The organism is Pseudomonas sp. NY11955, assembly GCF_048068035.1.
Taxonomy (GTDB): Bacteria; Pseudomonadota; Gammaproteobacteria; order Pseudomonadales; family Pseudomonadaceae; genus Aquipseudomonas.
In genome coordinates this window covers 494,704-506,423 of sequence record NZ_JBLUPS010000003.1, presented here as the reverse complement: position 1 = coordinate 506,423, position 11,720 = coordinate 494,704, and the positions used below count along the sequence as shown (strand labels likewise).

Below are 11,720 nucleotides of genomic sequence, written 5' to 3'. Positions count from 1 at the left end.
GTAATCAATTGCAAAGTTTTGTTAAGGGACGCCCCGTGGCCGACCTTTTCCGGGCTAAAAGCAAATGCCGCCCTGTGCTGTAGGGTGGCCGGCCAGGCAACAACTGATTTTCCGGAGACAACTATGCTTCGTATCTTTGAGCGCAGGCTCGACCCCTTCCCGCCCGACGAGGTGCCACCGCCGCCGATGGGGCTGTTGCGTTTCATGTGGGCCTGCACCCGCGGCGCCCGTGGCTACATCCTGGCGCTGGCACTGCTCAGTGCCGGGGTATCGATCTATGAAGCCTGGCTGTTCGCCTTCCTCGGCCAGGTGGTCGACCTGCTTTCGGCCTGGCAGGCCGGCGGCACCGTCGGCCCCGAGGAACGCCGTGTGCTCTGGGGCATCGGCATCGTCCTGCTGGTCAGCGTCGGGCTGGTGGCGCTGCGCACCATGGTTCAGCACCAGGTGCTGGCCATCAACTTGCCGCTGCGGCTGCGTTGGGATTTCCACCGCTTGATGCTGCGCCAGAGCTTGTCGTTCTTCTCTGACGAGTTTTCCGGCCGGGTCACCACCAAGGTGATGCAGACCGCACTGGCGGTGCGCGATGTGCTGTTCACCCTCATCGAAATCCTCCCAGGGATTGGCGTGTACTTCATCGCCATCATTGCCCTGGCCGGTGGCTTTGCCCTGAAACTCATGTTGCCGTTCATGGCCTGGGTTGTGCTGTTCGGCCTGGCGATGCTGTATTTCGTACCGCGCCTGGGCAAGGTCGGCCAGGAACAGGCCAATGCCCGGTCGTCGATGACCGGGCGGGTGTCCGACGCCTACACCAACATCACCACGGTGAAGCTGTTCTCCCACTCCAACCGCGAAGCGCACTTTGCCCGCGCAGCCATGGAAGACTTCAAGCAGACCGGTTTTCGTCAGATGCGCCTGGTCAGCCAGTTCGAGATCGTCAACCAGGCGCTGGTGGTGGGCTTGATCATGGCTGCCGGTGGCTATGCGCTGTGGCTATGGCACCAGGGCCAGGTCGGCACCGGGGCCGTGGCGGCGATTACCGCCATGGCCCTGCGCATCAACGGCATGTCGCACTGGATCATGTGGGAGATCACCTCGCTGTTCGAAAACATCGGCACCGTGCAGGACGGCATGGCCACCCTCACCCGCGGCCCCAAAGTGCAGGATGCGCCGGATGCCACCGAGCTGGTCACCACGGGTGGGGCGGTGAGTTTCGACAAGGTCAGCTTCAACTACAACGGCGAGCGCCAGGTGCTCAACGACCTCAGCCTGAACATTCGCCCAGGCGAAAAGGTTGGGTTGGTGGGGCGCTCCGGGGCTGGCAAGTCCACCTTGATCAACCTGCTGCTACGCTTCTACGACGTGGACAAGGGGGAAATCCGCATCGACGGGCAGAACGTGGCCAAGGTCACGCAAGACAGCCTGCGCAGCGCCATCGGCATGGTCACCCAGGACACCTCGCTGTTGCACCGGACGATTCGCGACAACATTGCCTATGGCCGCCCCGATGCAACCGAGGCGCAGATCCGCGCCGCGGCGGCCAACGCCCAGGCCGATGGTTTCATCAAGCAGCTCAGCGACCGCCAGGGCAACAGCGGTTACGACACACTGGTGGGGGAACGCGGCATCAAACTGTCAGGCGGCCAGCGTCAGCGCATCGCCATTGCCCGGGTAATGCTGAAGAACGCACCGATCCTGCTGCTGGACGAGGCCACCAGCGCGCTGGACTCGGAAGTGGAAGTGGCCATTCAGGAAAGCCTGGATGAAATGATGCAGGGCAAGACCGTTATCGCCATTGCCCACCGCTTGTCGACGATCGCCGCCATGGATCGACTGATCGTGATGGATGAAGGGCACATCATCGAGCAAGGCACCCACACCGAACTGCTGGCCAGGAATGGCACCTATGCACGGTTGTGGCAGCACCAGAGTGGCGGGTTCCTGGGCGAGGACCAGGGTGTGGCAGAGGCGGTGGAATAGGTACAGCGCAACCCTTCTGGTCGGCGCCGTACCTGTAGGAGCAGCCTTGTGCTGCGAAGAGGCCGGTACAGATACGGTATTTGTGTCGCCGGTACCGGCCTCTTCGCAGCACAAGGCTGCTCCTACAGTTTCCGCGCATACCTTACGTCGTGGCATTAACCAAACACATGCGAAGGCCGGCGCAACACAGGGTCGAACGGGTTGATCCGCTCGCCAATCGCCGCAGCCTCGCGCTTGAGCAGTGCCACCACGGTCGGCATGCGATGTGGAAGTGGCCATTCAGGAAAGCCTGGATGAAATGATGCAGGGCAAGACCGTTATCGCCATTGCCCACCGCTTGTCGACGATCGCCGCCATGGATCGACTGATCGTGATGGATGAAGGGCACATCATCGAGCAAGGCACCCACACCGAACTGCTGGCCAGGAATGGCACCTATGCGCGGTTGTGGCAGCACCAGAGTGGCGGGTTCCTGGGCGAGGACCAGGGTGTGGCAGAGGCGGTGGAATAGGTACAGCGCAACCCTTCTGGCCAGCGCCGTACCTGTAGGAGCAGCCTTGTGCTGCGAAGAGGCCGGTACAGATACAGTATTTGTGTCGCCGGTACCGGCCTCTTCGCAGCACAAGGCTGCTCCTACAGCTTCCGCGCATGCAGGCATTAACCAAACACATGCGAAGGCCGGCGCAACACAGGGTCGAACGGGTTGATCCGCTCGCCAATCGCCGCAGCCTCGCGCTTGAGCAGTGCCACCACGGTCGGCATGCGATTGGGCCCCAGGCGGTCGCTGATGGTCGCCACGCTCAGTGCCGCCACCGCATGACCATTACGGTCAAGGATCGGCACCGCCAAACCGGCCATGCCATCAAGCACGCCAGTATTGCGCCCGGCATAGCCCAGGCTGCGCACGTTGTCGATCTCGGCACGCAGCAGCACTTCGTCGTAATGGTGGAAATCCTTCAGCCGCGGCAGGTTGTAACGGATCACCTCGTCACGCTCCTCCTCGGGCAGGAAGGCCAGGATCGCCAGGCTGCCCTGCCCCACGCCCAAGGCCACCCGGCCACCGATATCACCGGTGAAGGTACGGATCGGGTACGGCCCTTCGCTGCGGTCCAGGCACACCGCATCGAACCCCGAACGCGCCAGCAGAAACAGCGAGTCACCCAACGACGCCGACAACCGCAGCAGGCTGGGGCGCACCACATCGCGTAGGTTGCCAGCCTGCCCGGCCTTGGCCGCCAGGGCGAAGAAATCCAGGCTCAGACGGTAGCGCTTGCTGGTCGCGCATTGGTCGACCATGCCCTCTTCGATCAGGCTGCGCAGCAAGCGGTGGGTCGTGGGCTGCGCCAGACCAACCCGCTGCGCCAGCTGGCTGACTTTCTCGCCCTCACCCCCGCAATCACCCAGCGCACGCAACACGGCGAACAAACGCGACACCGCACTGACGCCGACTTCCTTGACTTGCTCATTTCGTTTATCGGAATCCATTTTTCACTTCACCCTAAGAAATTCCAATGAGCGGAATAATTTCAAAATAGCTGTCACTCAGTGAAATTACCCTTTGTCGCCATCCTAATCATTGCCCTACTCTGCGGTCCATAGGGCGATATCACAACATCGGCCGCCGCCACAGAAGCGAGCGCCAACGTCCGTAAAAGCTCTGCTTTTCGCCGCTGGCGCTCTGCCCACCCTGAAACTGCCGGTTGACCCCGGTTCCGTTTGCGATGGAGCACAGCCATGACCTTTCTGTTGATCGACAAACTCTGCAAGCGCTATGGCGCCATGGAGGCAGTGGCAAGCTCGTCACTGGCCATCGAAAAAGGCGAGTTCGTCTCCCTGCTCGGCCCTTCCGGCTGTGGCAAGACCACCACCCTGCAGATGATTGCCGGCTTCGTCGAGGTCACCAGCGGGCGCATCGTCCTCGATGGCCGTGACATCACCCATGCCAAACCCGCCAGCCGCGGCCTGGGCGTGGTGTTTCAGAGCTACGCCCTGTTCCCGCACATGACCGTGCGCGACAACGTCGCCTTTGGCCTGCGCATGCGCAAGGTGGCCAATGCCGACATCGCCCGCCGCGTCGACCAGGCCCTGACGCTGGTACGCCTGGACAAGCATGCCGAACGCTACCCACGGGAACTGTCCGGCGGCCAGCGCCAGCGTGTGGCACTGGCCCGCGCGCTGGTGATCGAACCGCCGGTGCTGCTGCTGGACGAGCCGTTGTCCAACCTGGACGCGCACCTGCGTGAAGAAATGCAGTTCGAGATCTGCCGCATCCAGCACGAGGTGGGCATCACCACCCTGATGGTCACCCACGACCAGGCCGAAGCCTTGTCGATCAGCGATCGGGTGGTGGTGATGGAAGCCGGGCGCATCACCCAGGTCGATGACCCGTACCGCCTTTACGAACACCCGGGCACGCCGTTCATTTCCGACTTTGTCGGCAAGGCCAACCGCCTGCGTGGCGTAACCGGCCCAGGCGGGCAACCGCAGGCCGCGGCCCAAGGCCCGCTGACCCTCAGCCTGCGCCCGGAAAAGATCAACCTTGGCGCCGCCGGCAGCGGCAAGCTGGCAGGCCGCATCAGCTGCCGCTACTTCCTCGGCAGCCAGTGGCTGTACCGCGTCGACACAGCCTTGGGCAACCTGGCCGTGGTTCGCGCCAACGACGGCAACGCGCCGCTGGAGGAAGGCGCACAGGTTGGCCTGGACTGGAACGACGCCCTGCTGCGGGTATTGAACGCGGCCGAGGTGGCGGCATGAGTACGGCAAAACTGCGCAGCAACGCCTGGGGCTACGGCCTGAGCAGCCCCGCCCTACTGTTGTTCCTGGCGCTGCTGGTGATGCCGCTGGGGCTGACCGTGCTGCTGTCGTTCAACGCGTTCGACTACACCACGGGTATTCAGGCCGGCCAGTACACGCTCAGCCATTACCTGAGCCTGGTGACCGACACCTATTACTACGAAATCTTCTTCCGCACCTTCTGGATCAGCGCCCTGGTCACCTTGCTGTGTGTGCTGATCGGCATCCCCGAGGCCATGATACTCAGCCGCATGGGGGCGCCGTGGCGCTCGATCTTCCTGATCCTGGTGCTGACCCCGCTGCTGATTTCGGTGGTGGTGCGGGCCTTCGGCTGGAGCTTGCTGCTGGGCGCCGACGGTTTGGTCAACCAAGGCATCACGGCCCTTGGTGGGCAGCCGGTGAAGCTGCTGTACACCCCCTTTGCGGTGGTCATCGGCCTGGTCCACGTGATGCTGCCCTTCATGATCATCCCGGTGTGGACCTCGCTGCAAAAGCTCGACCCGGCCGCCGAGCAGGCCGCGCTGTCGCTGGGCGCCAGCCAGTGGACGGTGTTCCGCCGCATCGTGCTGCCACAGATCATGCCTGGTGTGCTGTCGGGCACGCTGATCGTGTTCGGCCTGGCTGCCAGCTCGTTCGCCATTCCCGGCCTGTTGGGCGGGCGCCGGTTGAAGATGGTCGCCACCATGATCTACGACCAGTACCTGGCCGAACTGAACTGGCCTATGGGCGCCACCATCGCGGTCGCCCTGCTGCTGATCAACCTGCTGGTGATGCTCAGCTGGAACCGGCTGGTCGAACGCCGCTACAAACGCGCACTTGGAGTTTGAACCGATGACCCGTAACGGCCCGCTGGCCCTGTCCTTTCACGCCCTGGTGATGCTGTTCATGCTCGCCCCGCTGGTGGTGGTGTGCCTGGTGGCATTCACCCCGGAAAACACCCTGAGCCTGCCCACCACTGGCTTCTCGCTGCGCTGGTTCAGCGCCGTGTTCGAGCGCGCCGACTTCCTCGACGCGTTCTACAACAGCCTGAAGCTCGCCGCCCTGGCGGCCTCGTTGGCTACCCTGATCGCCGTGCCGGCAGGCCTGGCGCTGACCCGCTACAGCTTCCCTGGCCAGGGCTTTGTCAACGGCCTGCTGCTGTCGCCGATCATCATTCCGCACCTGGTGCTGGGCGTGGCCCTGCTGCGGCTGTTCGCCCTGCTCGGGGTCAATGGCAGCTTTGCCTGGCTGGTATTCGCCCATGTGGTGGTGATCACCCCCTACGTACTGCGCCTGGTGCTGGCTGCGGCCATCGGCATCGACCGCAGCGCCGAGCAGGCCGCACAAAGCCTGGGCGCCGGCCGCGTCACGCTGTTCTGCAAAGTGACACTGCCGATGATCCTGCCTGGCGTGGCCGGTGGCTGGCTGCTGGCATTCATCAACAGTTTCGACGAAGTGACCCTGTCGATCTTCGTCACCTCGCCCGCCACCCAAACGCTGCCCGTGCGCATGTACGTATACGCCACCGAGTCGATCGACCCGATGATGGCCGCCGTCTCGGCCCTGGTAATCGCCGTCACCGCACTGACCATGGTCGCCCTGGACCGGGTGTACGGCCTGGACCGCGTGCTGGTGGGCAAGCAATGACAAGGAATGCCCCTATGCCCCTGTTCAAGCGCGTGGCCGAACACGACCGCGAGCCCGTGCCCTTTCTGCTGGACGGCGAGCCGGCCCAAGGCATGCACGGCGACACTCTGCTGACGGCCATCCTGACCCATTCGGAGCACCTGCGCGGTAGTGACTTCAGTGCCGAACCACGCGCCGGGTTCTGCCTGATGGGCGCCTGCCAGGACTGCTGGATACGCCTGCAAGACGGTCGCCGCGTGCGCGCCTGCTCGACCTTCCTTGAGCCAGGCCACTGCGTAACCCGTGATCCGGGGCGCCGGCCATGAGTGCAATCGTCATCATCGGTGCCGGCCCTGCCGGTATCCGCGCCGCGCAAACCCTGGTGGCCCACGGCGTACGCCCGGTGCTGCTGGACGAAGCCAGCCGGGGCGGTGGGCAGATCTACCGTCAGCAGCCGGCCAACTTTCGCCGCCCGGCCAAAGCGTTGTACGGCTTCGAGGCTGGCAAGGCGCAGGCCCTGCACAGCACTCTGGAACAGTTACGTGGGCAGATCGACTACCGCCCGGAAACCCTGGTGTGGAACGCCGAGCAGCAGGTGCTGGACACCTTGCAGCAAGGCCAACTGGCCGACCGCCTGGCATTCGACCGGGTGATCGTCGCCACTGGCGCCACCGACCGCGTGCTGCCGATCCCCGGCTGGACCTTGCCTGGGGTGTACACCCTGGGCGCCGCACAGATTGCCCTGAAGTTCCAGGGCTGCGCCATCGGCGAGCGGGTGGTGCTGGCGGGCAGCGGGCCGCTGCTGTACCTGGTGGCCTACCAGTACGCCAAGGCCGGTGCCACGGTAGCCGCCGTGCTCGATACCTCGCCGTTCAGCGCTCAGGTACGCGCCCTGCCGCGCCTGCTGCTGCAGCCGGGGACCTTTGCCAAGGGCCTTTACTACCGCGCCTGGCTGGCCGCCAAGGGCGTGCCGGTGCATCAGGGTGTGACCCTGCTGGGTATCGACGGCGAGCACCGCGCCAGCGCTGTGCGCTGGGCACGAAATGGCCAGCAGTACACCCTGCCCTGCGACGCCGTGGCGTTCGCCCACGCCCTGCGCAGTGAAACCCAGCTGGCCGACCTGCTCGGTTGCCAGTTCGCCTGGAACACCCTCAACCGCGCCTGGCTACCGGTACGTGATGCCCAAGGCCGCGCCAGCAGCCCCGGCGTGTACTTGGCAGGCGACGGTGCCGGCATCCTCGGTGCCGACGGCGCGGAAATGACCGGGGAACTGGCCGCCCTGACGCTGCTGGCCGACCTGGGCAAGCCTGGCAACCCGCAACGCCAGCAGCAGCTGGAAAAGCGCCTGGCCACCCTGCAACGCTTTCGCCAAGGCCTGGAACAGGCCTTCCCATTCCCGCAGCAGTGGGCCCGGCAAGCGCCGGACCAGCTCACGGTTTGCCGCTGCGAGCAGATCAGCGCCGGCGAAATCCGCACCGCCGTGCGCGCCGGGCACTGGGAAATAAACCGGGTCAAAGCCATGTGCCGGGTCGGCATGGGCCGTTGCCAGGGCCGCGTGTGCGGCGCCGCCGCCGCCGAACTGATCGCCTGCGAAAGCGGGCGCCCCATTGACCAGGTCGGCCGCCTGCGCGGCCAGGCACCGATCAAGCCCCTGCCCTTCGGCCTGGAGATCAAGCCATGACGCTGATTGAAGTGGACGCCATCATCGTCGGCGGCGGCATCGTCGGCAGCAGCGCCGCGCTGACCCTGGCCCGCAGTGGCCAACAGGTGGCGCTGCTGGAGCGCGACTTCTGTGGCTCGCATTCCAGCGGCGTGAACTACGGTGGTGTGCGCCGCCAGGGCCGCTCGCTGGCGCAACTGCCACTGTCGATGCGTGCCCACGCCATTTGGGGGCAACTGCGCGAGTGGATCGGTATCGATGGCGAATACGCCCGCAGCGGCCACCTGAAGCTGGCACGCAGCGAAACCGACTTCGACGCCTTGAAAGCCTATGCCCAGCGGACCCAGGCCTTTGACCTGCACCTGCAATTGCTGGAGCGTCGCGAACTGCGCCAGCGCTTCCCGTGGGTGGGCGATATCGCCGTCGGCGCCTCGTACTGCCCCGAGGATGGCCACGCCAACCCTCGCCTGGTGTCACCCGCGTTCGCCCAGGCCGCTCGGCACAGCGGCGCCCAGGTGCATGAGCAGTGCAAAGTGCTGGAAGTGGACCACGACGGCCAGCGCTTCAATGTGCGCACCAGCACAGGCCAGTGCTTCAAGGCGCCCTGGCTGCTGAACTGCGCTGGCGCCTGGTCGGCGCAGTTGGCCGAGCAATACGGCGAGCCGGTGCCGCTGAGCGCAGCCCACCCGGCCATGCTGGTCACCGAGCCGCTCCCCCTGTTCATGACCGCCAGCACCGGGGTCGAAGGCGGTGGCATCTATGCCCGCCAGGTGGCACGCGGCAACTGCGTGCTGGGCGGTGGCCGTGGCTTCGCCCTGACCGCGACCACCGCACGCCCTGGGCAAGCCGCCGTACTCGATATCCTGCGCAACGCCACCGAGCTGTACCCGGCATTGGCCGGCGCCCAGGCCATCCGCACCTGGAGCGGCACCGAGGGCTACCTGCCCGATGACGAACCGGTGCTCGGCCCGAGCCTGCTGCAACCTGGCCTGCTGCATGGCTTCGGCTTTGCTGGCGCCGGCTTCCAGATTGGCCCGGCAGCCGGTGAAGCCCTGGCGCAATGTGTACTCCACGGCGCGCCGGCAATCAGCCTGGCCGCCTTTTCCATCGACCGTTTTCAGCCCAACCACCACTACAAGGAAAACCTGTCATGACGCACAAGCAACGTTTGCTCGCCCTGTTCTGCACCGTGCCCGGCCTGTTCGCCTGCCTGCCCGCCATGGCTCAACCCACGCTGTACCTGGGCATGAACGGCGGCACCATGGAGCGGCTGTTCAGCGACAACATCCTGCCCCAGTTCGAGAAAGCCAACGGGGTGAAGGTGGTGATCGTCCCCGGTACTTCGGCCGACATCCTGGCCAAGGTCCAGGCCACGCCGAACAAGCCGTCGATCCACGTGATGGTGCTGGATGACGGCATCATGTACCGCGCCATCGGCATGGGCCTGTGCAGCACGCTCAAGCCCAACCCGACGCTGGCCCAACTGCCGGAAAAGGCCCTGATCAAGGACAAGGCCGCCGCCGTCAGCCTGGGCGTGACCGGGCTTGCCTACAACAGCCGCCTGTTCAAGGCCAAGGGCTGGGCGGCGCCCACTTCGTGGAACGACCTGGCCGACCCGCGCTTCAAGGATAAGGTGGTGTTCCAGTCGATGGCCTCGTCCACCTTCGGCCTGCACGGTTTCCTGATGTACAACCGCCTGCACGGCGGTAGCGATACCGACGTCAACCCAGGCTTCACTGCGTGGAAGCAGAACGTTGGCCCGAACGTGCTGGAGTACATCCCCAACTCGGCCAAGCTGTCGGAAATGGTGCAAACCGACGAAGCCGCGTTGTTCCCGCTCACCCCTACCCAGGTGACGGCGCTGAAGCTCAAGGGCATCCCGGTGGAGTATGCCGCACCGAAAGAAGGCGCCGTGGTGCTCAACCAGGCCGAGTGCGTCACCGCCAACAACGACCAGCCCGAGCTTGCGCAAAAGCTTGCCGAGTTCCTGCTCAGCCCCGAGGCGCAAGCACCGGCGCTGGAGCTGGGTGACCAGATCCCGTCCAACCCCAACACCCCGACCAGCGACAAGACCCGTGGCCAGGTCGAAGCCATGCAGACCTACCTGCAAACGGCCGTGACCATCGACTGGGACCAGGTCAACAGCCAACGCCCGGAATGGAACGCCCGCTGGAATCGCCAGATCGAGCGATAGGCCGAGGCCCCTGACCCGCTGCCGGCCCTCCCCGTGCCGGCCAGCGGGCGCACCACCCGCTTGAGCCACCAATAACCGCACAGTCGCTCTGCCCTGCAAAGGCGCGGATAGGGCTTCTGCACGCCCGAAAAACGGCTCGAGCACCCCTTGCATCACGCTGCCACTTAACTAGAACAAGCAATCGGAGCATGAAATGAGCATCAACCCACTCGGTGTCACCGCCCTTTTGCTGGCGTCCGCCAGCCCCCTTTTGCAGGCCAGCGAGCAATCCGAATCGGCGGGTTTCATCGAAGGCAGCAAGCTGTCGATCAAGGCACGCAACATGTACATGCAGCGTGACAACCGCGCCAGCGGCGCCCGGCAGAACTACGGCGAGGAATGGGCCCAGGGTTTCATCGGCACCTTTCAGTCCGGCTTCACTCAAGGCACGCTGGGTTTCGGTATCGACCTGATCGGCCAGTACGCCTTCAAGCTCGACACCGGCGATGGCCGCACCGGTGGCGGCACCGGTCTGCTGGAGCAAGACAGCCACGGCGCCAAGCAGGACATCGGCAAGGCCGGTGCGGCGCTGAAAGTACGGGCGTCCAACACCGTACTCAAATACGGCACACAAGTGATGGCAGTGCCGGTACTGGCCACCTCGGACAGCCGGCTGCTGCCAGAGACGGTCGACGGCTTCTCGCTCACCAGCAAGGAAATCCGCAACCTGCAGCTGGATGCGGGCCACTTCACCGGCCTGACCAACCGCAACCAGTCGTCCCGAGACAGCGGGCGCATGACCGCGGTCGACTACATCGGTGGCGTCTACAGCTTCAATGAGCGGCTTTCCAGCAGCCTGTACTACGCCAAGACTGCCGAGCACTTTCGCAAGTACTACGTGAATACCCGCTACCTGCTGCCGTTGGGCACCAGCCAGTCGCTGAAGCTGGACTTCAACGCCTACGACACGCAAAGCATCGGCCAGGCCCGCAGTGGTGACCTGGACAACCGCATCTGGAGCCTGGGCGGCACCTGGACGCTGGGTGCGCATGCCTTCACCCTGGCCTACCAGAAGGTGTCCGGCACCGGCGACTACGTGTACGGGCCGGACGGCAACGCGGTGTACAACTTCGCCAACTCGGTGCAGTACTCGGACTTCGACTACGAGAACGAGAAGTCCTGGCAGGCCCGCTATGACCTTAACCTGGCCGCTTACGGGGCGCCGGGGCTGAGCTTCATGACCCGCTATGTGAAAGGCACCGACTTCAAGAACGGCAGTGGTGGCGACCTGGATGGCAAGGCCTGGGAACGCGATGTCGAGTTGCGTTACGTGGTACAGGCGGGTGTGGCCAAGGACCTGTCGCTGCGCGTGCGCCAGGCCAGCTACCGCAGCTCGGACCGGGGTGGGCAGATCGATGAAGTACGGGTAATCACCGAGTACCCGCTCAACCTGTTCTGACAACCTGAAAGCGGCCTGTAGGCGCAGGTTCACCCGCACCTACAGGGCCATCG

General features: G+C 64.8%; 10 protein-coding genes and 2 pseudogenes. 10 read left to right on the top strand and 2 right to left on the bottom strand.

Features of this window, described 5'->3' with window-relative positions; all coding sequences use genetic code 11:
• Positions 1 to 123: 123 nt before the first annotated feature.
• A complete protein-coding gene (locus ACNFBR_RS08215; RefSeq protein ID WP_416734433.1) occupies positions 124 to 1,977 on the top strand; it encodes an ABC transporter ATP-binding protein in 1,854 nt (617 codons plus the stop codon).
• 155 nt (positions 1,978 to 2,132) lie between these two features.
• On the opposite strand, the pseudogene ACNFBR_RS08210 reads toward ACNFBR_RS08215, so the two are convergent.
• A pseudogene (locus ACNFBR_RS08210) lies at positions 2,133 to 2,246 on the bottom strand (IclR family transcriptional regulator); the annotation flags it as partial.
• Here ACNFBR_RS08210 and ACNFBR_RS08205 point away from each other — a divergent pair.
• A pseudogene (locus ACNFBR_RS08205) lies at positions 2,240 to 2,488 on the top strand (multidrug ABC transporter ATP-binding protein); the annotation flags it as partial. The pseudogenes ACNFBR_RS08210 and ACNFBR_RS08205 sit on opposite strands and share 7 nt — an antisense overlap.
• A 146-nt stretch (positions 2,489 to 2,634) precedes the next feature.
• Here ACNFBR_RS08205 and ACNFBR_RS08200 read toward each other — a convergent pair.
• Positions 2,635 to 3,462, bottom strand: coding sequence for an IclR family transcriptional regulator (locus tag ACNFBR_RS08200; RefSeq protein WP_416734432.1), 828 nt, complete (start codon positions 3,460 to 3,462; stop codon positions 2,635 to 2,637).
• 249 nt (positions 3,463 to 3,711) lie between these two features.
• Between ACNFBR_RS08200 and ACNFBR_RS08195 the strand changes: the two genes are divergently transcribed.
• The 8 genes from ACNFBR_RS08195 (at position 3,712) to ACNFBR_RS08160 (ending at position 11,667) form a co-directional block, all read left to right on the top strand.
• Positions 3,712 to 4,731: an ABC transporter ATP-binding protein gene (locus ACNFBR_RS08195; RefSeq protein WP_416734431.1), complete on the top strand. Its 1,020-nt coding sequence runs from the start codon at positions 3,712 to 3,714 to the stop codon at positions 4,729 to 4,731.
• Complete coding sequence (locus tag ACNFBR_RS08190; RefSeq protein ID WP_416734430.1) at positions 4,728 to 5,597, top strand: ABC transporter permease; 870 nt, start codon at positions 4,728 to 4,730, stop codon at positions 5,595 to 5,597. Before ACNFBR_RS08195 ends, ACNFBR_RS08190 begins: the two co-directional genes overlap by 4 nt.
• Positions 5,598 to 5,601: 4 nt before the next feature.
• Positions 5,602 to 6,396, top strand: a complete 795-nt coding sequence (locus ACNFBR_RS08185) for an ABC transporter permease (protein ID WP_416734429.1) — start codon at positions 5,602 to 5,604, stop codon at positions 6,394 to 6,396.
• Positions 6,397 to 6,410: 14 nt separating this feature from the next.
• Positions 6,411 to 6,701, top strand: a complete 291-nt coding sequence (locus ACNFBR_RS08180; protein ID WP_416734428.1) for a (2Fe-2S)-binding protein — start codon at positions 6,411 to 6,413, stop codon at positions 6,699 to 6,701.
• Positions 6,698 to 8,056 (top strand): FAD-dependent oxidoreductase, encoded by a 1,359-nt coding sequence (locus ACNFBR_RS08175; RefSeq protein WP_416734427.1) that lies wholly within the window; start codon positions 6,698 to 6,700, stop codon positions 8,054 to 8,056. Before ACNFBR_RS08180 ends, ACNFBR_RS08175 begins: the two co-directional genes overlap by 4 nt.
• Positions 8,053 to 9,189: an NAD(P)/FAD-dependent oxidoreductase gene (locus ACNFBR_RS08170; protein WP_416734426.1), complete on the top strand. Its 1,137-nt coding sequence runs from the start codon at positions 8,053 to 8,055 to the stop codon at positions 9,187 to 9,189. The genes ACNFBR_RS08175 and ACNFBR_RS08170 overlap by 4 nt, the downstream gene beginning before the upstream one ends.
• A complete protein-coding gene (locus ACNFBR_RS08165; protein ID WP_416734425.1) occupies positions 9,186 to 10,229 on the top strand; it encodes a polyamine ABC transporter substrate-binding protein in 1,044 nt (347 codons plus the stop codon). Before ACNFBR_RS08170 ends, ACNFBR_RS08165 begins: the two co-directional genes overlap by 4 nt.
• A 193-nt stretch (positions 10,230 to 10,422) precedes the next feature.
• Positions 10,423 to 11,667 carry an OprD family porin gene (locus ACNFBR_RS08160; protein WP_416734424.1) on the top strand — a complete coding sequence of 415 codons (1,245 nt, stop codon included), beginning with the start codon at positions 10,423 to 10,425 and terminating at the stop codon, positions 11,665 to 11,667.
• The last annotated feature ends 53 nt before the right edge of the window (positions 11,668 to 11,720 follow it).

Bases quoted from the DNA above. Each gene is read 5' to 3' on its own strand.
- ACNFBR_RS08215 (WP_416734433.1), top strand. From the start codon at position 124: ATGCTTCGTATCTTTGAGCGCAGGCTCGACCCCTTCCCGCCCGACGAG.
- ACNFBR_RS08200 (WP_416734432.1), bottom strand. From the start codon at position 3,462: ATGGATTCCGATAAACGAAATGAGCAAGTCAAGGAAGTCGGCGTCAGT.
- ACNFBR_RS08195 (WP_416734431.1), top strand. From the start codon at position 3,712: ATGACCTTTCTGTTGATCGACAAACTCTGCAAGCGCTATGGCGCCATG.
- ACNFBR_RS08190 (WP_416734430.1), top strand. From the start codon at position 4,728: ATGAGTACGGCAAAACTGCGCAGCAACGCCTGGGGCTACGGCCTGAGC.
- ACNFBR_RS08185 (WP_416734429.1), top strand. From the start codon at position 5,602: ATGACCCGTAACGGCCCGCTGGCCCTGTCCTTTCACGCCCTGGTGATG.
- ACNFBR_RS08180 (WP_416734428.1), top strand. From the start codon at position 6,411: ATGCCCCTGTTCAAGCGCGTGGCCGAACACGACCGCGAGCCCGTGCCC.
- ACNFBR_RS08175 (WP_416734427.1), top strand. From the start codon at position 6,698: ATGAGTGCAATCGTCATCATCGGTGCCGGCCCTGCCGGTATCCGCGCC.
- ACNFBR_RS08170 (WP_416734426.1), top strand. From the start codon at position 8,053: ATGACGCTGATTGAAGTGGACGCCATCATCGTCGGCGGCGGCATCGTC.
- ACNFBR_RS08165 (WP_416734425.1), top strand. From the start codon at position 9,186: ATGACGCACAAGCAACGTTTGCTCGCCCTGTTCTGCACCGTGCCCGGC.
- ACNFBR_RS08160 (WP_416734424.1), top strand. From the start codon at position 10,423: ATGAGCATCAACCCACTCGGTGTCACCGCCCTTTTGCTGGCGTCCGCC.